General features: G+C 66.8%; 14 protein-coding genes. 8 read left to right on the forward strand and 6 right to left on the reverse strand.

The features are described from left to right. The first annotated feature begins 353 nt into the window (after positions 1–353). Positions 354–2,507: an HNH endonuclease signature motif containing protein gene (locus tag NQ036_RS09385; protein ID WP_257048750.1), complete on the forward strand. Its 2,154-nt coding sequence runs from the start codon at positions 354–356 to the stop codon at positions 2,505–2,507. On the opposite strand, the gene NQ036_RS09390 is transcribed toward NQ036_RS09385, so the two are convergent. Next, on the reverse strand, positions 2,504–2,905 hold the full coding sequence (locus NQ036_RS09390) for a DUF4259 domain-containing protein (protein ID WP_257048748.1): 402 nt from the start codon (positions 2,903–2,905) through the stop codon (positions 2,504–2,506). The genes NQ036_RS09385 and NQ036_RS09390 overlap by 4 nt on opposite strands. Positions 2,906–3,068: 163 nt before the next feature. On the opposite strand from NQ036_RS09390, the gene NQ036_RS09395 reads away from it, so the two are divergent. Together NQ036_RS09395 and crcB are read left to right on the forward strand one after the other, a co-directional pair. Then, positions 3,069–3,551: a CrcB family protein gene (locus NQ036_RS09395; protein WP_257048746.1), complete on the forward strand. Its 483-nt coding sequence runs from the start codon at positions 3,069–3,071 to the stop codon at positions 3,549–3,551. Next, positions 3,548–3,925, forward strand: a complete 378-nt coding sequence (gene crcB, locus NQ036_RS09400; protein WP_257048745.1) for a fluoride efflux transporter CrcB — start codon at positions 3,548–3,550, stop codon at positions 3,923–3,925. Before NQ036_RS09395 ends, crcB begins: the two co-directional genes overlap by 4 nt. Before the next feature lie 109 nt (positions 3,926–4,034). Here crcB and NQ036_RS09405 read toward each other — a convergent pair whose 3' ends face one another. Together NQ036_RS09405 and NQ036_RS09410 are read right to left on the reverse strand one after the other, a co-directional pair. Continuing rightward, positions 4,035–5,699, reverse strand: a complete 1,665-nt coding sequence (locus NQ036_RS09405) for an amidohydrolase (protein ID WP_257048743.1) — start codon at positions 5,697–5,699, stop codon at positions 4,035–4,037. Beyond that, complete coding sequence (locus NQ036_RS09410) at positions 5,696–7,033, reverse strand: MFS transporter (protein WP_257048742.1); 1,338 nt, start codon at positions 7,031–7,033, stop codon at positions 5,696–5,698. The genes NQ036_RS09405 and NQ036_RS09410 overlap by 4 nt, the downstream gene beginning before the upstream one ends. A gap of 103 nt (positions 7,034–7,136) precedes the next feature. Between NQ036_RS09410 and NQ036_RS09415 the strand changes: the two genes are divergently transcribed. Beyond that, on the forward strand, positions 7,137–8,027 hold the full coding sequence (locus NQ036_RS09415) for a LysR family transcriptional regulator (RefSeq protein WP_257048741.1): 891 nt from the start codon (positions 7,137–7,139) through the stop codon (positions 8,025–8,027). Between the two features lie 9 nt (positions 8,028–8,036). Here the strand turns inward: NQ036_RS09415 and NQ036_RS09420 are convergent, their stop codons facing one another. Then, positions 8,037–9,206, reverse strand: coding sequence for an MFS transporter (locus tag NQ036_RS09420; RefSeq protein ID WP_257058490.1), 1,170 nt, complete (start codon positions 9,204–9,206; stop codon positions 8,037–8,039). Positions 9,207–9,253: 47 nt separating this feature from the next. Between NQ036_RS09420 and purF the strand changes: the two genes are divergently transcribed. The 3 genes from purF to ppk2 all read left to right on the forward strand — a co-directional run bounded on the left by purF (position 9,254) and on the right by ppk2 (position 12,298). Then, on the forward strand, positions 9,254–10,714 hold the full coding sequence (gene purF, locus NQ036_RS09425) for an amidophosphoribosyltransferase (protein ID WP_257048738.1): 1,461 nt from the start codon (positions 9,254–9,256) through the stop codon (positions 10,712–10,714). A 61-nt stretch (positions 10,715–10,775) separates the two neighbouring features. Continuing rightward, positions 10,776–11,255, forward strand: coding sequence for a DedA family protein (locus tag NQ036_RS09430; RefSeq protein WP_257058493.1), 480 nt, complete (start codon positions 10,776–10,778; stop codon positions 11,253–11,255). A gap of 140 nt (positions 11,256–11,395) precedes the next feature. Further along, entirely contained in the window at positions 11,396–12,298 is a 903-nt protein-coding gene (ppk2, locus tag NQ036_RS09435; protein WP_257048736.1) for a polyphosphate kinase 2, read from the forward strand. 22 nt (positions 12,299–12,320) lie between these two features. On the opposite strand, the gene NQ036_RS09440 is transcribed toward ppk2, so the two are convergent. Next, positions 12,321–13,496, reverse strand: a complete 1,176-nt coding sequence (locus tag NQ036_RS09440) for a TIGR01906 family membrane protein (RefSeq protein ID WP_257058496.1) — start codon at positions 13,494–13,496, stop codon at positions 12,321–12,323. A gap of 111 nt (positions 13,497–13,607) precedes the next feature. Further along, complete coding sequence (locus NQ036_RS09445; protein WP_257058498.1) at positions 13,608–14,543, reverse strand: AEC family transporter; 936 nt, start codon at positions 14,541–14,543, stop codon at positions 13,608–13,610. A gap of 132 nt (positions 14,544–14,675) precedes the next feature. Here NQ036_RS09445 and hrpA point away from each other — a divergent pair, with 132 nt between their 5' ends. Then, positions 14,676–18,950 (forward strand): ATP-dependent RNA helicase HrpA, encoded by a 4,275-nt coding sequence (gene hrpA / locus NQ036_RS09450; RefSeq protein WP_257058499.1) that lies wholly within the window; start codon positions 14,676–14,678, stop codon positions 18,948–18,950. Positions 18,951–18,959 lie beyond the last annotated feature (9 nt).

Here is an 18,959-nt window from a genome sequence, read left to right on the forward strand (position 1 = left end):
CTCGTCCGGTCGGGACACTCGATGATTCCCTGGTGGGTGGACAGATCACGGCAAAGGCACACACTGTGGTGGCCAGTCAGTGCCTGGGTCACACCCTGGATGGAAACCATCCCTACAAGTATCAACGTCAGTGCCTGCATCTACCCTGGAAATCACACGACGGACGGTCGGCTACCGGGGCTTGACTACACCGGCTGGACCTTCGCACTCGAGTAGGCAATCTCGATCACAATAATGCAACAATGATGATATATCAGCGAACACCATAGTCACTGTTCTAATCATGTTCTAGAATGAGACTACGGGAAACATAGGAGTTTCCGCCAGATACCCATTCCGGGGAGGTGACCGGCATGAACCCGCACCATGACAACACGAACGTGTGGCACGCCGGGACCTGGCGGGTTGGATCGACCACCGCCCACCCCCTGTTCATCACCCCTGCCGTCTCGCCGAAGACCACGATGGCCCGCGCGCGGATGTACGACGATCCCGGAGTGCGTGAGGTCAAGGCCTTCGATGACTGGGCCGATGCTCATCGTGTGGCCACGGGAGAGGTCATCGGTGATGAGGTCGCCGGCGCCTACGCCGCCGGTCTCTACGGGGATTTACACCAGCACCTGTCCGAGGCCCACCAGGATGCCTCCCACGTACTCGGCGAGCAGGCCGACGCGATTGCATTACTCGGTCTCTCGGCCTTCCTCGACTCGGACCTGCCGGCACGGTTCGGGGTCACCGAAGCCGATCTGTTTGCGGTGTCCCTGGATGTGGGGGCTCCCGTCCACGATGTGCACGTGCCCCTGACCCCGGGGCAGCAGAGCCGGTGGGCGGGGCGGATCGCCGCGGCCGCCGGCCGGGAGGGTGGGCTGGTCTATGCCGAGGCTCCCTTCGGCAGTGCTCCCGCGCCCGGCATGGCCTTAGCCGGCCGCTTGCCCGGGCAAGCGGTTGGTGGCCTTGGGACAGGGGTGGAGTTTGATCCGGTGGAGTCTGCAGGAGTGGTGCCATGCCTGGCGTACGCGCCGACCAGTGAGGACCCCAGCGGCCCGGCCACCGGTTTCCGGGGGTATCCGGTGGCAGCTCGCGTTGTCCAGGCACTCCGCCGACGGTGCGCGGGCCGGAATGTGGCGTCCCTGGTCGATGTCGACTCCGACCCCGTTCCCGCCCGTATCGCGGTGCTCACCGGGGTTGGTGAGGGCGCGGCCCGGTCGAGCCTGGTCCAGGCGTTGACGATGGTCATCGGTCTGCCCCGCTTGCGCACCATGGTCCATGGATACGGCCTGGACTACGCCCGTTTGCAGGATGTAGCGCGGGCATGTGCCGCGTTGACGATCGGGCAGGTGCTGGCCATCGACGAACGCATGGCCCTGGTCGACCCGAGTGCGTCGGTGCAGGCGTTCCGGAAGACCCTGCACGCGTGCATCGCCCTGCTCACTCAGGCCGACGCCACCGCCGATGACAGCGGCCGTCAGGCTGAGCGAGTGGTGGATGGTCGGCATGTGTTCTTTGCGAAGAATCCGGATGGGTCGGCGTGTCTGGGCCTGGTCGGGCCCGCCCTGGAATTGGAGGCCCTGCACGCGCGAGTGGTGGGCACTGCGCGGGCAATCCGACGGAACAACACAGCAGTGTTCACCGGGCCAACCGACATCCAGCAGGAGATGGGTACGGGCAGGTTCGAGCCCGGTGCCCCGGTCCCCGAGCTCACGGAGCTGGTCGACGAGCGCACCATTGCGCAACTGGCCTTCGACGTCCTCGCCGGTGTCCGTCCGGAAACCCTCGTGGATGTCGCTCTGGCAGACCCCGGCACCGGTGAGGTGACCCCGGCTCGGGTGCGATTGCAGTGTCCGGACTCGTCCCACTGGCTGGCCGAGCAGGCATCTGTGGTCGTGACCGTGCCGGTGACCACATATGCCGGGATCGGTGACCTGCCCGGACACGCCGATGACGGGATGCCAGTACCGGCGCAGGTGGCCAGACGGGTCGCAGGGGATGCCGATATCGTCTACCGACTGCTCACGGATCCGGATACCGGCCGGGTACTGCCCTCGCAGGCGAAGCGTTACCGGGTGTCGCAGGCGATGCGCCTGACCCTGGCTGCGCGGTGGGGATGGTGTACCTTTCCGGGCTGCACGAGGAAAGCCTCTTCGTGCGAACCCGAACATTTGGTGCCATTCGATCACGTCGACCCCGAAGCCGGTGGGGCCACGGACTTCACGAATCTGCATGTCATGTGCAAACGACATCATGAGTTGAAGACGCGGGGGACGAGTGTGCCCGTGCGCGATGCCGAGGATGCGATCGTGTGGGACCTGGGACATTGCGGGGACGCAGAGGGCTTGTCGCGGGTCAGGGTCACTCCGGTGGATGATCCGATCAATGCCTATCAGACAGGGCTCCTCAGCGCACACCACGACCGGACACCGTGGAAGGAGTATCCGGTGGTCCGATCGGTGGTCCAGCGGGCCGAACCCCCGGGTGAAGAACTGGCGGACCCGCCCCCGCCCTTCTAAATCCCGCCTATTTCGTTCAACTCCGCCAATGTCGCCCTGGATGCCTGCAGCCATGCGTCGAGTTCGTCCGTTTCCTCCCACAGCTCGAAGAGCTCGGAGCCCTCGGCACCTGCGAGGGTGCGTTCGACCTGATTCCGGATGAATCCGATTGATTCCGATGTGAACAGAGGCGCAACGGCCTGCAGGTCGAACTCCGGGACCGGTGACGGTCGCCTCAGCTTCACCGCGACCGCCAACCCAGCCAGGGCCAGGGCGATCTGCCCTCCGTCGACTTCCAGATAATCCTCGTCTTCGAAAGCCCAACCCAGCTCGTCGAAACTGAAATGACCAGAGCGCATATCGCCTACCAGATCCAATGCGCCATCGTTTTCAAATGCGCCAATACCCCAAGCACCCATGGGAGGAGTCTAACCTCGGCTCTCGAAGACATCCGGTGCTAACCTGGAACCAGGCACGTCGCGTGCCGCGGCGGTGGGGCTCGCCGTACCCGAACCTCGGAATCCCGACAACAGTCCCTACCCGATTGGCGTGCTTTGCCATGCCCGAAAGGTAGGTGGATCCATGAACGCCCCGGATCCCGATGATTTACAGGTGGAGCTGCGCAGTCCCGCCCGGCCGCTCCATCTGCGCCCGCGCTATCTGCTCCTGGTCTTCGCCGGTGGCACCCTGGGGACCGCGGCCCGAGCGGCTCTGAGCCTAGCGCTGCCGGCCTCAGGCGGCATCCCCTGGACGATCCTCGCCATCAATGTGCTCGGCGCATTCGTTCTGGGCTTTCTGCTCGACGATCTGAACCGGCTCGGCCCCGATGAGGGCTGGCGCAGGCGCGTGCGCCTGTTCGGTGGGACCGGTTTCATGGGAGGCTTCACCACCTACAGTGCACTGGCGACCGACTCCGCATCCCTGATCGGATCCGCCGAACCGGGTCTCACTGCCGCGGGAATCTTCTACGCCCTGGCGACCATCCTGGTGGGCGCCGCCGCCTCATGGGCAGGCATAGCCCTGGCCGGATACCGGCACCGGATCTGGGGCAGGAGGACCGTATGAGCCCGCTGATCTTCGTGGCCCTGGCCCTGGCCGGGGGAGCGGGCGCCTCGGCCAGGTTCTTAGTCGACGGGCTGGTCAAAGCCCATACCCATGGCACCCTGCCCTGGGGCACGATCACCATCAACCTCTCGGGCTCCCTGGTCCTGGGCCTGCTGACCGGACTGACCCTGGCGCACGTGCTCCCGCCCGAGTTCCAGCAAGTCCTTGGGACCGGCTTCCTGGGTGGCTACACCACCTTCTCCACCGCCAGCTTCGAGACGGTCCGCCTCCTCCAGGAACGCAAATGGGGAGCCGGACTGGCCAATGCCCTGGGCGTCCTCATCGGTTCGGCGGCCCTGGCGGGGCTGGGGCTGTGGTTGGGATCGCTCATCTAGAAGTGGTGTCGGACCGCCGCCCGGCCGCCTGTCTGAACGCGACGACGGCGGGTGGGGAACGTCATCCCCACCCGCCGTCAGCGCGCTCGAAGACCCTCAGCCCATATCCTCAGGCCCGGTACGCGACATCTCCGCCGATCACGGTGGCCGTGACGGTGACGTCTTCGATCCGCGCGGATTCGATGCCGAACAGGTCCGCATCCAACACGGCGAAATCGGCGAGTTTGCCGGCCTCCAGAGTGCCGACGGCGTCCTCGCGGTTGATCGCATAGGCCGAACCATAGGTGTAGGCGTGCAGCGCCTCGCCGATGGTCACCGCCTCGGCGGGATTGAAGGGCGCCCCGGAGGACGTCCGCCGGTTGACCAGGTCGTGCATCGACTTCAGCGGATTCGCATCGGAGACCGGGCTGTCGGTCGAACCGGGCACCACCATGCCGGCGTCCACCAGCGAACGCATCCGGTAGGTGCCGGCCGCCCTCTCCGCGCCGATCGCATCGACCACGCCATCGCCGAACTCGGAGATGAACACGCCCTGCGGGTTCGGGATGACGCCCAGTGCAGCGCAGCGGGTGACCTGCTCATCCGTTGCGATCGAGAAGTGCTCGATCCGGTGCCGGACCTCGCGGGGGAAGGACTGCTGGGCGTGTTCGATCGCATCGAGCGCATGGTCGATCGCCCTGTCGCCGATCGCGTGCGTGGCCACGGCCCAGCCCGCCCGGTGGAACGATGCGATGAGATCGGGCATGGCCTCCGGCGGCACCGTCATCACACCACGGTTCTCCGGCTCCCCGCAATAGCACTCGTGGACAGCCGCCGACCTGCCGATGAGCGAGCCATCGGAGATCATCTTGACCGGCCCGATCCGCAGCCGGTCGTCGCCGAACCCGGTCCTGATTCCCAGGTCCAGGGTGCGCATGCCCTCCGCGTTGATTTCCAGTCCGTGGAGTACCTGATAGAAGGGCATGACCGTCATCCGCGGGCGCAGCGCTCCCTGGGCCACTGCGTCCTGGTAGATGTCCAGCACGGGCGCATTGGTCCCCATCGCCCCGCCCAGGATCACCCCGGGCTCGGTCAGGCTCGTCAGCCCGTAGGACACTGCCTGGTCAGAGGCGCGCTTGAGGTTGGCGATCGCCTCGTCCTTGGTCACCTGCGCCGAGGCCAGTTGGATCGGTTCGGTCGCCTTCTCCTGCAACAGGCCAAGGGGCAGGCCCTCGGCGTCGCGTGGCACGACCCCGCCGTCGACCTCGGGGTAGTCCCGCCGACCAGGGAAGCCCGCCCGTTCGAATGCGGCGGTGTTCGCCGTGATCATATGGTGCGAGACATGGTCGAGGATCACCGGGTGGCCATGGCCCACCCGATCGAGTATCTCGGCCGTCGGATGGGCGCCCAAGCGGTTCTGATCGTAGCCGGCGCCGCGCACCCACTGGCCGGCCGGCAATTCCTTGGCCCTGGCTTCGACGGCGGCGTAGAGCTCGTCGAGGCTCGTCACAGCCGGATAGCGCAGGTCGATCGCACCCAGCTGTTCGCCGGTGCCCATCGTGTGGTGGTGGGCATCGTGGAAGCCGGGAACCACCAGGGGAGCGTCGATCTCGACGGTCTCCCGTGCTGAGATCCCGTCGAAATCGGACAGGTCGTCTTTCCGGGAGACAGCGACGATTCGACCGCGGTCCACGGCCAGTGCGGTCGCACGATTCTCCTCCAGGCGGGCCGAGGTCGGGGTCGGGAACGCCTCGCCTGTGTGGAAATTGCCCCGGAAGATCGTATCGATTCTCATGCCTTGCTTCCTTTCTGCGTACGGATGGGTTGACGACTCAGGACGAGCAGGCCGATCACGCCCATCAGGGTAACGGCGGTCAGAGCGATGTAGAAGGCCATGACGGCCCAGGGGCTCCCGCCTGATGCGTTGAGCACCCATTGGCCGATCACCGGGGTGGATCCGCCGAAGATCGTGGCGCACAGCTGATAGGCCACCGACACCCCCGTGTAGCGGATGCGGGGTGGGAAGGCCTCGGCCAGGGCACTGGCCAGCAGGGAGTAGTAGCCGGTGCCGCCGATGACGTTGATCACCAGCATGAGGCCCAGGAACACGCCGTTGGCCGACTGGATGGCCATGAAGAACGGGACCGCCAACACGATGTTGAGGACCAGACCGGCGATCATCGCGATATGCGTGCCGCCGACCTTCGGCGCCAGGAGGGCGGCGATGGGCTGCCAGATGAACTGCGCGATGGCCGACAACAGGATCAGGTTGAGCACCAGGGTGCGTGGCATATCGAGCAGGCCGGTCGTCCACGACAGCAGGAAGGTGTTGTTGAAATATGCCAGCCCGATGCCCAGCGCGGAACCCAACACACCGAAGACGATAAGCAGAGGGGCGACTCGGAAGGCCTCGAGGAACGGAACCTTGGCGACCTCGCCGGCCTCCTGGACCTCCTTGAACTGTTCGGATTCCTCGACACTGCGGCGGATCAGGAAGGCGACGAAGAGCAAGACGACGGTGATGAGGAAGGGAACGCGCCAGCCCCAGGACAGGAACTGTGCGTCGGGCAGGGAGCCGACGGCCAGGAAGACCAGGGTGGCGATGATGGAGCCGGCGGGCGAACCCTGCTGGACCCAGGCGCCGGCCATGCCCTTCTTGCCCTCGGCGGAGTTCTCGGTGGCCAGCACCACGGCCCCGCCCCATTCGCCGCCAACGGACAGGCCCTGGATTGCGCGGAGGACGACCAGCAGGACGGGCGCCCAGACGCCGATGCTCTGATAGGTCGGCAGGCAGCCGATGAGGAAGGTGGCGCTGCCCATCATCACCAGAGTGACCAGCAGGGTGTTCTTGCGCCCCAGCTTGTCGCCGAAGTGGCTGAAGATGAATCCGCCGATGGGCCGGGCCAGGAACCCGACCCAGAAGGTGGCGAAGGATGCCAGGAGTGCGACACCAGGCGACAGGACGGGGAAGAACAGCTTGCCGAATACCAGTGCCGATGCGGTGCCGAAGATGTAGAAGTCATACCATTCGATCGCCGTGCCGACGAAGGCGCCCAGGGTGGACTTGCGTTGATTGGCGCGCTGGGCCTTCGTGGCCGGGGCGGCCGGTGATGTTGGGACGTGAGACACGAAGGGGTTCCCTCTCGTTCGTAAAAGTGGTTCGCCTCACGATAAGCCCGCCATGGTTATGCGTAAAAATGCTCAAATATGAGTGATGCTATGCTCTCAAAGCATGGATATATCAAGTGTGGAGTGTTTTCTGGCCGTTGCCCAGTACGGCTCGACCACCCATGCCGCTAGCGCCCTGTTCATGACCCAGTCCTCGGTTTCGCGGAAGGTCCAGGCCCTGGAGAAGGTGTGCGGGGCCAAGCTCTTCGATCGCTCCAAGGCCGGAATGGCGCTCACCCCGGCGGGCAGCACACTGTTGCCGATGGCCAGGCGGATGGTAGACCGCAACGCCCAGTGGTGGCGCTCGGTGGCCGACATCAGCAACCGTCCCACCCAGCTGCGAGTGGCCTGCCCCACGATGGTCGCCGAAACCCTGCTGCTGCCCTTTATCGCCGACAGTTCCCAGCGCATCTTCGACGTCGTCGAGGTCCCCACGATCGACATCTACGAAACGGTGCGCGAACACGCGGCCGATCTGGCGATGGCTCCCTTGGTCCCGCCGATCGACCTGGAGACCCGGTTGCTGTTCAAACTGCCCTTCAATCTGCAGGTCCCGCCGGGGCACCCGGATGCCGGGCGCGGCAGTATCGAGTTGGAGGAACTGGAGGATTATCCGATCCTCATGTCGGATCTGCGCAGCGGCGCGCGGCGCTCCTTCCAATTGCTGGTCGCGGGTACGGACTGCGTCTTCCCCCGGCTGCGCAGCGTGTCCCGCACCCATATCGCCCAGGCGCTGACGGCGGCGGGCCAGGGTGTGACGGTGGGGATCGACCCGCCCAAGTACGGACTGGTCTCGCTGGGCCTGCACTATCGGGGCGAGCCCATCTACTGTGATGAGTGGGCGGCCTGGCACCCCGATCACTATGCGAAGGCCGCGATCGAGGAGACGCTGGACCAATACGTCGTGTGGGCAAGGGCGACCGAGGGCATCGGCGATGTGGCCGTCGACGTCTGAGATCGTGTCTCAGGCGGATGTGTTCGGCGGTCGCCGTCCGGACACAGCCACCAGCACCGTGGACACCATGACCAGGCCCGCGCACACGCCCAGGGCCCAGCCCAGGCCTGCGATCGCCAGCACTCCGGAGGTGGCGATGACGCCCACCGCGCTCGCGGTGCGCAACAGGGAGAAGGCCTCGGCGCGCAGCTGCGGTGGGGCCAGACGGTCGAGCACCAGCGAATAGTGCGTGCCCAGCACCGGGATGAAGAAGCCGATGAGCACGGCGCCGACCAGGGTTGTGACCAGGGTCCAGCCACCCCACACCAATACGGCCCCGACCGAGGTGCCCAGCAGGTACGCGATCACCGCCCGCGGCTGCGCCTGCCGGTTGCGGGCGGTGACCCACAGGCCGCCCGAGACCGAGGCCAGACACAGCACCAGTGCGAACAGCGCGCCGGCCGCCGGGGCCAGGGAGAAGCGCAGGGCCAGGGACACGGCACCGACCTCGACCCCGGCGGTCGACGCCGAGGTGGCCAGGCAGCAGAACAGCCACAGCAGGATTCCGGGCCGCAGCAGAGTGCGGGAGGACACGGTGGACGCCGTGGCCGGAGGCGCTTGGACCGAGGGCACGAGGAACAGGGGAACTGTACCGAGCACCGCGATGGCGGCGATGGCGGCGACCGGCGAGTAGGCCCCGATCACGGAGACGATGACCGGCGAGGAGGCGAAGGTCACCTCGTTCAGCGTCGCTCCCAAGCCCAGCGCCCGCGGGATCCGGCCGGGGCCGACCAGATGGTTGAGCACCGCGCGCAGGCAGCCGTGCGCGGCCCCATTGACCAGTCCGGCGCAGCCGGCGGCCAGGGCGATCGCCCACAGCGGCGCCCCGGCCGCTGCCAGCACGGTCGCCGCCAGCAGGGCGCCGGTGCGCACGATCATCAGCAGGCGGGTGTAGCGCACCAGGGGATGGCCGCGGCCGGCGCGGGCCACCGGGACGGCGCCGGCGATCTGCGCCAGCGTCATCGCCAGCACCACCCAGGAGCCGTGATCGGCCGATCCGGTCAGCGACAGGGCCAGCAGTGAGAAGGCGATGGGCGCGGCGGCCTGGGGCACTCCGAAGGTCCCGAAGGCCAGTACCCAGCGGGCGAACCCCGCGTTCGGGTCCGGTGTGTAATCCTCGTTCCACAAATTCCTGCGCACCAGCTAATCTTTATAGGTAATCCGTTGTCCAGCAAGTGGGGCTCTCCGTGTGCGGAATCGTCGGCATCGTTTCGACTACCAGTGTCAATCAGCAGGTCTACGATGCGCTGGGTCTGCTCCAGCACCGGGGACAGGATTCGACGGGCATTGCCACGATGTCCGGCCCCCATGTGCACATGCGCAAGGGACAGGGGCAGGTCAAAGAGGCCTTCCGCACCCGTGACATGCGCTCGCTGCTGGGCAATGTCGGCCTGGGCCACGTCCGCTACGCCACCCGGGGCGAAGCGGCCAATGAACTCGAGGCCCAGCCCTTCTACGTCAACGCGCCCTACGGCATCGTCCTGGTGCACAACGGCAATCTGACCAACACCCGTGAGTTGGAAGTCGAACTGGCGACGCGGGACATGCGCCACGTCAACACCGGCAGCGATACCGAGATGCTGCTCAACGTGCTGGGCTCCGAACTGCAGCAGCAGGTCTCCGGTGCAGGTTTGGACAACGACCAGCTGTTCAAGGCCGTGGCCAACACCCACCGCCGGGTGCGCGGCTCCTATGCCGTCATCGCCCTGATCGCCGGCCATGGACTGCTGGCCTTCCGCGATCCCTTCGGCATCCGCCCCCTGGTGCTGGGCCGGCGCGAGGCCGTCGGCGGCGGGCAGACCGAATGGATGGTCGCCAGCGAATCCGTCGCCCTGACCGCCACCGGATACGAGATCGTCCGCGACATCGCCCCTGGCGAGGCCGTGTTCATCGGTGTCGACGGCTCACTCGAGTTGCGCCAGACCCACGAATCCCCTGTGCTCATCCCGTGCTCCTTCGAGTACGTCTACCTGGCCCGGCCGGACTCCGTGATGAACGGCATCAACGTCTACGAATCCCGCCTGCGCCTGGGGGAGAAGCTGGCCGATCAGATCGCCCGCGAGGTTCCCGCCGGTGACATCGACGTCATCATGCCGATCCCGGACTCCGCGCGTCCCGCGGCGATGGAGGTCGCCAAGAAACTGGGGGTGGAGTACCGCGAGGGCTACTACAAGAACCGCTATGTGGGCAGGACCTTCATCATGCCCGGCCAGGAACAGCGCAAGAAGAGCGTCCGGCAGAAGCTCAACGCCCTGGCCAGCGAATTCAAGGGCAAGAACGTGTTGGTCGTCGATGATTCGATCGTGCGCGGCACCACCAGCACGGAGATCGTGGAGATGACCCGCCAGGTGGGTGCGAACAAGGTGACCTTCACCTCGGCCGCCCCGCCCGTGCGCTATCCTCACGTCTATGGGATCAACATGCCCAGCCGTTCCGAGCTGATCGCCGCCGGTCGCACGATCCCACAGATCTCTCAGGCCCTGGGCTCCGATGCGGTCGTCTATCAGACCGTGGACGATATGGTCGACGGGATCATCGACGGCTCGGATCTGACCCGGCTGGAGACCAGCTGCTTCACCGGCGACTACATCACCGGAGACGTGAACGAGGAGTACCTGGAATGGGTGGAGGCCAACCAGCTGTCCTGAGACTCCGGCCGCCGAGCATCCGCCCGGAGCAGGAGGCCGGGCGCTCGATGCGGACCAGACGATGAACCCACTGACCTGGGAAGCGCCCCTGGTCCTGACCTGGGCCGCCCTGTTCGGCATCGTCCTGGTACGCGCCGGCTCCACCTACCTGCTGGGCCGGCTGGCCAGGGCCGGCGCGGGCCGGTTCCCCCGGATCCAACGGGTCTTCACCTCGCACAGGTACCGGCGCGCCGAAACGCTGGTGGGCAGGTGGGGCGCACCCCTGGTCGCCGCCAGCTTCCTGACCGTCGGCTTCCAGACAATGGCGAACCTGGCCGCGGGTGCTGCCCGGATGCCCCTGGCCCGCTACCTGCCGGCCCTGGCCATCGGCGGGGCCTGCTGGGCTCTGATCTTCGCCACGATCGGAATCGCCGGGTTCGCGGCGGTGGGCGCGGCCTACGTCCGGTGGCCCGTGGCCACACTGTGCATCGGCGCCGCGGTGGTGGTTGCACTGTCGGCCCTCGTCCTGGTGCGACACCGTGCCCGGCCACCGGAGGACTGACCCGGATAACGCTGTCCGAGGCCCGGCACCGGTCTCAGCCGGCGTCTCACCGGCCGCGCTGCACCGTCTCAGAACCCATAGGCCACCTGCCGTTCACCCTGTGTCCCTACTATTCTGGGGATAAGAGAAAGAGGTGCACGGTGTTCACTCCGCCACGTGAGAATCTACGCGAATACATCGACAAGCTGCGGACCGAGGGCTACACGGTCAAGAACGGGCACACCGCCGATCCCGAACTCATCGATCCGGGCGGTGCTGCGGTGGAGACCTGGCACGAGGGCTATCCATACGAGGAACGCCTCGACAGGGAGACCTATGAGCTGGAGAAGTACAAGCTCCAGATCGAACTGCTCAAGCTGCAGTACTCGGCACAGGACGCCGGCGAACGCCACGTCATCGTCTTCGAGGGCCGCGACGCCGCGGGCAAGGGAGGCACGATCAAGCGCTTCACCGAACACCTCAACCCGCGCGCGGCCCGCGTGGTCGCCTTGAACAAGCCCACGGAGGAGGAAAGCGGCCAGTGGTACTTCCAGCGCTATATCAAGCACCTGCCGACCAGCGGTGAGATCGTCATGTTCGACAGGTCCTGGTACAACCGGGCCAATGTCGAACGCGTCATGGGCTTCTGCACGGACGAGGAATACGAGTCCTTCATGCAGCAGGCCCCTGTGTTCGAGAAGATGCTCATCGACTCCGGCATCCACGTCACCAAGTTCTGGTTCTCCGTGACCGAACACGAGCAGCGCACCCGCTTCGCCATCCGCCAGATCGACCCGGCCCGGCAGTGGAAGCTCTCTCCGATGGACCTGGAGTCCTTGGGCCGGTGGGACGATTACACCCACGCGAAGGAACAGACCTTCCTGCGCACGGACACCGACGACGCCCCGTGGATCGTCATCAAGTCCAATGACAAGAAGCGGGCCAGGCTCAATGCGATCCGCTACTTCCTCAACAAGTTCGACTACGAGGGCAAGGACACCTCGATCGTCTACCCGCCCGATCCCAAACTGGTGATGCGCGGAATCGAGTCGGTAGGCGACTGAGTGTACGCGGGTTCGGCGGCCGCTAGCGCTGCTTGAGTTCCTGGCGGTCGGCCCTGCGCTTCTTGTAGCCGATCAGCGAGCACCACAGGAGAACCAGCGAGCCCAGCACCAGGATCAGGCCAGCGGTGATCGCCCCGTCGACCCAGAACGTCTCCGGGAACAATCTGATCAGTGTGTCGTCGATGTAGAACTGCCAGGTTCCCGCGGAGAAGAAGACCTGGTGGAAACCGGAGAAGAAACGGTCGAAGCCGGTCAGTGCGACGACCGCCACCAGCACGGCGATCGCCAGGGTGAGGATCGAGCCGAACCGGATGCCCATGCGCATGCCGGGGCCGCCCTTGCGGGAGAGGTACAGCCAGGCGATGATCCCGCCCAGGACCCCGACGATCCCCAGGAAGAACAGCAGGGAGATGAGCGCTTTGACGTCGGCCATGTGCGCGATCTCCTCGTCCTTGAACGCCTGCATACCGCCGGCGAGCACGATGTCGCGCAGATAGCGGGCACCGTCCACGTTCGTCAGATAGTCCACGGTGTAGCTGGCATAGTGCAACCGGTCGTCCGAGGAGAATCCATAGGCATCGGCAGGGAAGCCGGGCCGGTAGAAGTACTCGAATTTGAGGAATGTGCCGCTGGCCACCGCGCGCACGGCCAGCGCCAGGAGGACCAGCGGCGTGGCGATCGTCAGCCAGGCGCTGGCCACCACGTCGAAGAAGCCATAGTGGCGCTTGACCGTGCCAGGCTGCCGGCCCGCGGCCTCGGCAGCCGGTTCCGCGACCCGTCCCGCGGCTTGGACGGGCAGCCCACCGGTGGCGGGGCCTGCGACGACGGCCATCCCACCCGTGGTCGGGCCGGCGGGTGCCGGGGTCGCATCCGTCCGTGCGGCACCCCGTTTGACGCCCATAGCCGGTCTGATCTGCGGAGTGGGGATCACCTGGGTCCGGTCGTCATCGGCATCGATCGGCGAGGACACCAGGCCCCACTCCTCGGAGCTGAAACCCGCGGGGATGTCGGCCTTGGCCGGCTTGGGCTCGGCGGGGAACGCCTGGAAGGCCTGCGTCTCCTCGTCGTCGAAGTAGTCCGACTTCGCGGGCGCGTCGGCGGCGGCCCCGGTGGGCGCCGACTCGGGCTCGTCATGAGCTCCCGAGTTCATACGCTGCGACACGAGGTCGTCGGATTTCTTGGAATCGTTGCTAGCCACGGGACCATTCTCACCGCTCGCGGGACACAATGTCGGCAATGACACGCGGCCAGGAGTGAAGTCGTGCCGTCCTGGTGGCACGATTCGGGATGTGCGGGTCGAGGCAGCGTCTCAGCCGAAGAGCAGCGCGCAGACGATGATCACGGGCACGCTGAGCACGGTGGTGATGAACACGATGTCGCGGGTCAGGGTCTCCGATTGGCGGTACTGCAGGGCGTAGACGTAGACGTTCTGGGCAGTGGGTAGGGCCGAGGTGACGACGATGGCCAGGAGATCCCTGCCCTCGATGCCCAGCAGGGGTCCGCCGATCAGCCAGGCCAACACCGGTTGGACGATCAGCTTGGCGGCCGTCATCACGCTCAGCTGGGTGCGAGTGCCCGGCTTCGGTCGTGACCACCCGTCTTTGAGCGAAATGCCGAAGGCCATGAGTGTCAATGGCACCGAGGTGTTGCCCAGCATCTCGATCGGATCGTGGAGGACCGGGGGCAGGGCGAAGCCGGTGGCCGAGGCGACGATGCCCAGACCCGCGCCCCACAGGATGGGATTGCGGGCGACGGCCAGCACCGGGGTCCACCAGCGGCGGTCGGTGGCCCCCACCCGTTTGGCCCTGGCCGCGTCGAGAATCGCCATGCCCACCGGCGCCAGGATGACCAGTTGGAAGAGCATGACGGGGGCGACGTACTGCAGGGTGCCCAGCACATAGGCGGCGATCGGGATGCCCAGATTGCCGATGTTGACGTAGCTGACGGCCCAGGCGCTGACGACGCCCTCGCCCACCCCGCGCTTCCTGATGGACACGGTGAACACGAACAGCGCAATGGCCAGGATGATCGAGGACCCGGCGGTGGCCAGCAGTGCCTGGTTGAACACGATGTCCAGCGGGGTGGAGGCCAGGGTCATGTAGAGCAGGGCCGGATTGCCGACGTAGAAGACGGTGGAGGCCAAGACCTTCTGCCCGCTGTCGCCCAGGATTCCCGACCGTCCCAGGATCCAACCGGCGGCGATCATCACGGCGATGACGCCGAAGCCCTCTAATGCTCCAATCAATTCCGTTCCACTCCCGTGCCGCAGCCGTATCGCATGTGATCTTCGTGTGATTTCCAGACAACCCTACCGACCGAGGTGTTACGGCCGGATGACGAGCCGAGTGGCGGAGCGCGCCGGTAGACTGGAGGGGATATGAACGACGAGTCGCCCCAGCCCCCTGCGCAGCCCAAGACCAAGCACCACCGGCCCCGCCGGGGGAACGGCCGGGGCCGCCCCGAAGAGCGCCGCCTTGAACAGCGCAGCGCGCACCGGTCGAAGGAGGTGCGGGAGCGCCGGGCCGCCGCCAGGGCCGCTGTGCACCCACGCCTGGAGTACCCGGCACAACTTCCGGTGAGCGCCGCCCACGATGAACTCCTCGCCGCGATCAGGGACAACCAGGTGGTCGTCATCGCAGGCGAGACCGGTTCGGGCAAGACCACGCAGATTCCCAAACTCTGTATGGAATTGGGACTGGGCGTCGACGGGCTGATCGGCCACACTCAGCCCCGGCGCATCGCCGCGCGCGCGGTGGCGGCCCGCCTGGCCGAGGAGACCGAGCTGGAACTGGGCAAGGGCATCGGCTACCAGGTCCGCTTCACAGCGGAGGTCACCGACGCCACCCGCGTCAAGGTGATGACCGACGGCATCCTGTTGGCCGAACTCCAACACGACAAGTACCTGCGCGACTACCAGGTCATCATCATCGACGAGGCACACGAGCGCAGCCTCAACATCGACTTCCTGCTGGGTTTCCTGGCCCGGCTGCTGCCCAAACGTCCAGACCTCAAACTCATCATCACCTCGGCGACGATCGACCCGGAGTCCTTCGCAACCCATTTCGCCACGCCCGCCGGGGAACCGGCGCCTGTGATCAGCGTGTCGGGCCGGACCTACCCGGTCGAGGTCCGCTATCGCCCGGTGGGGCAGGACGCGCGCGAGGCCGCGGCACACGATCCGGAAGCCGACCCGGACCACGACCCGCTGGCCGATGTGCCGGCCGACCAGACCGAGGGCGTTCTCGCGGCCTTCGATGAACTGCGCGGCGAGGCCCCCGGCGACATCCTGGTGTTCCTGTCCGGTGAGCGGGAGATCCGCGATACCGCCGACGCACTGGGCTCCCACATCTCCCGGCTGCGCGGCATCGACTCACGGTGGGAAGTCGTGCCGCTGTTCGGCAGGCTCTCCACCGCGGACCAGCAGCGGGTCTTCGCCCGGCACTCCAACCCCCGGCTGGTCCTGGCGACGAACGTGGCGGAGACATCCCTGACGGTCCCCGGTATCAAGTACGTCATCGACGCCGGCACCGCCCGGATCTCCCGTTACTCCCCGCGCACCAAGGTCCAGCGCCTGCCGATCGAGCGGATCAGCCAGGCGAGCGCGAACCAGCGCAAGGGCCGTTCGGGGCGCACCAGCGACGGCATCTGCATCCGCCTGTACTCCGAAGAGGACTTCGCGACCCGTCCCGAGTTCACGGATCCGGAGATCCTGCGGACCAATCTGGCCAGCGTCGTGCTGTCCATGTGCTCCCTGGGCCTGGCGGCCTCTGCCGCTGAGGTGCTGGGATTCCCGTTCCTGACCAAACCGGACTCCCGCGCGGTGCGCGAGGGCATCGGCATGCTCACCGAACTGGGTGCGCTGCGCGAGGAAACCGGCGATCACACGGCGCTGGGCTCTGGTGCCCAGGGCCCCGGCGGGACCGCGCGACTGCGGCTGACCAAGCTGGGCCACACCCTGGCCCGCCTGCCGATCGACCCGCGGATGGGCCGGATCCTGCTGGCCGGAGCCGAGGCCGGTTGCGGGGCGGAGGCCGCCGTCATCGTCGCGGCCCTGTCCATTCAGGATCCGCGCGAACGCCCCCAGGAGGAACGCGAGAAGGCGAAGGGCCTGCACGCGCGGTTCACCCGCCCGCGTAGCGACTTCTTGAGCTGGCTGGCCCTGTGGGACTACATCACCGAGCAGAGTCATGAACTGTCGACCTCGAAGTTCCGCAAGATGTGCAAGGCCGAATTCCTCCACTTCGTGCGGATCCGCGAATGGCAGGACTTCGTCCATCAGCTGCGCTCGCTGTTGGGCAATGCCGGTATCCACATCGACCGGCCCGACGCCCGGCGCCTGTCTTCGGGGGCGGCAGTGGCCCCCGGCCCGGCGGGAGCAGACGCGGTCGGGCGGGCTGACAAGGGCGCCAAGTCGAGCTATGGGCCACAGGAGGTCGCCCTGCACCAGGCCCTGCTGACGGGGCTTCTGTCCATGATCGGGCAGAAGCAGGTCGACGGGCGCGACTACAACGGGGTGCGCGGGACGAAATTCGCGATCTTCCCCGGATCCGCCCTGTTCAAGCGCAATCCGGATCTGGTGATGGCCGCGGAACTTGTGGAGACCTCGCGCCTGTGGGCACGCACGGTCGCGCAGATCGAGCCCGAGTGGGCCGTGGCCGTGGCCGGGGACCTGATCAAGCACCAGTACCTGGAACCGCACTGGTCCAAGCGCAATGCCTCGGTCATGGCCTTCGACCGGATGAGTCTCTACGGGCTCACCCTGATCAGCGATAAACAGGTGGGCTACGGCCGGATCGATCCGGCCTACAGCCGGGAGATCTTCATCCGCGAGGCGCTCATCGCCGGCGACTGGAACGCCCGCCACGGCTTCCTGCGACACAACGCCAGGATCATCGCCGAGGCAGAGGAGCTCGCCAGCCGGGTGCGCGACCGCCGGATGCTGGCGGCCGACGACGTGCTCTTCGAGTTCTACGACGCCCGGCTGCCGGCTACCGTGGTCTCCGGCGCCCACTTCGACGCCTGGTGGAAGAAGGAGCCGGACAAGCACCTGCTGGACCTGCGGGTCGAGCAGCTCCTGGCCCAGGAGGCGACCACCGGCGATGTGGCCGCCGACTATCCGCTGGAATGGGCACTGCCGGGCGCCACCGCCCGGCTGCACTACGCATACGATCCCGGCACGAATGCCGACGGCGTGACCGTTGAGATCCCGGCATCGGCAGCCGGCGCCTTCGATCCCCGCGTGTTCTCCTGGCAGGTGCCGGGGTTGCGCGCCGAACTCGTCACGGCGCTGATCCGCTCACTGCCCAAGGCCAAACGCCGCTACTTCGTGCCCGCCCCGGACGTCGCCGCCCAGATCCTGCCCGGTCTGCGGCCCTACGAAGGAGAACTGACCGAGGTGCTGGCCGCCGAACTGACCGCACGCGCCGGTGGTGGCGAGTTGCACGATCTGGTGCCGATCACGGTCGCCCCGGCCGATTTCGACCTGGCCCGGGTGCCCGCGCACCTGCGGATGGGCTTCGAGTTCACCACCGGGCGCGGCAAGCGCAAACGGACCGTGGCACGGGGCACCGATGTCGTCGAGCTCTCCGCGCGGCTGGCCGAGGAGAACGAGCGCCGCGCGAATCAGGACACCGCGGGTGCCGCGCCCACGGGCAATGCCGCACCGAAGTCCGGTCGGCAGGGTGCGGTGACAAGCGGCAAGCGTGCTGCCGGCGCTGCGGCCACCGCGCAGCCGATTGCCTTCACGCCCGTGCGCGATGCCGTTGACTGGGTCTTCGGGACCATCCCGGAGCGCGCACAGGCGGGCAAGCGGGTACTCATGCCCGGACTGCACGACGATGGCACGAGCGTGTCCCTGCACGCCTACGCCCACGCAGGCGACGCACACCGCAATCAGCTGCGGGGGCTGGCCCGGCTCATCGCCCTGCGCTCGTCCGATGCCCTGGACTATGCGTCCGGCACGCTGAGCAATAAGGACAAACTGCTCCTCGGCGGGCACCGGGACAAGGCGAACGATCCGCTGACAGGCGCTCTGTACGCTGCGGTGTACCGACTGGTAGGCCAGGCGACGGCGAGCCGGAGCGAGGATCCGCTGGTGGGGGTGCCGGTGCGAACGGCCGAGCAGTTCCACACCCTGATCCGGACCGTCAACGAGGGCATCGTCGCCGCCGTCGAGCGTTCCCTGGCCCAAGCAGTGCGGATCTACACACTGCACGATGAGGCCGCGAAACTGGTCAGTGGTTCGCAATCGCTGGCGATCCTGGCGAACCTGTCCGATATCGGCAATCAGCTGAGCCGGCTGGTCCATCCGGGCGTGTTCGTGGAAACGGCCGCTGACAGGCTCGACCGCCTGCCCGTCTACCTGCAGGCCGCGGCGCACCGGGCCGAGCGCCTGGGACAGCAGGCGGCCCGTGACAAGCAGCTGATGGACCGAGTCACCCTGGTTGCAGAGCAGGTGGAGAAGAAGGCGCGCAACACCCTGGGTGCCGAACACGCTGCCGATATCCGGACGCGGTCGAATCTGCTGCCCGAACCCTGGCAGGACGTGCTGTGGGACGTGGAGGAACTGCGGGTGTCCCTGTTCGCCCCGCACCTGGGCACGGCCCATACCGTGAGCGAACAGCGGATCGCCAAGGCGCTGGCGAAGCTGTGAGACCGGCCG

Source organism: Brevibacterium sp. 91QC2O2 (assembly GCF_024580695.1).
Classification (GTDB): Bacteria; Actinomycetota; Actinomycetes; order Actinomycetales; family Brevibacteriaceae; genus Brevibacterium; species Brevibacterium moorei.

What these genes read in the sequence shown, in the direction of transcription:
- NQ036_RS09415 (WP_257048741.1), top strand. Translation starts at nt 7,137, where the DNA reads ATGGATATATCAAGTGTGGAGTGTTTTCTGGCCGTTGCCCAGTACGGC.
- hrpA (WP_257058499.1), top strand. Translation starts at nt 14,676, where the DNA reads ATGAACGACGAGTCGCCCCAGCCCCCTGCGCAGCCCAAGACCAAGCAC.
- NQ036_RS09385 (WP_257048750.1), top strand. Translation starts at nt 354, where the DNA reads ATGAACCCGCACCATGACAACACGAACGTGTGGCACGCCGGGACCTGG.
- NQ036_RS09390 (WP_257048748.1), bottom strand. Translation starts at nt 2,905, where the DNA reads ATGGGTGCTTGGGGTATTGGCGCATTTGAAAACGATGGCGCATTGGAT.
- NQ036_RS09430 (WP_257058493.1), top strand. Translation starts at nt 10,776, where the DNA reads ATGAACCCACTGACCTGGGAAGCGCCCCTGGTCCTGACCTGGGCCGCC.
- NQ036_RS09405 (WP_257048743.1), bottom strand. Translation starts at nt 5,699, where the DNA reads ATGAGAATCGATACGATCTTCCGGGGCAATTTCCACACAGGCGAGGCG.
- NQ036_RS09395 (WP_257048746.1), top strand. Translation starts at nt 3,069, where the DNA reads ATGAACGCCCCGGATCCCGATGATTTACAGGTGGAGCTGCGCAGTCCC.
- crcB (WP_257048745.1), top strand. Translation starts at nt 3,548, where the DNA reads ATGAGCCCGCTGATCTTCGTGGCCCTGGCCCTGGCCGGGGGAGCGGGC.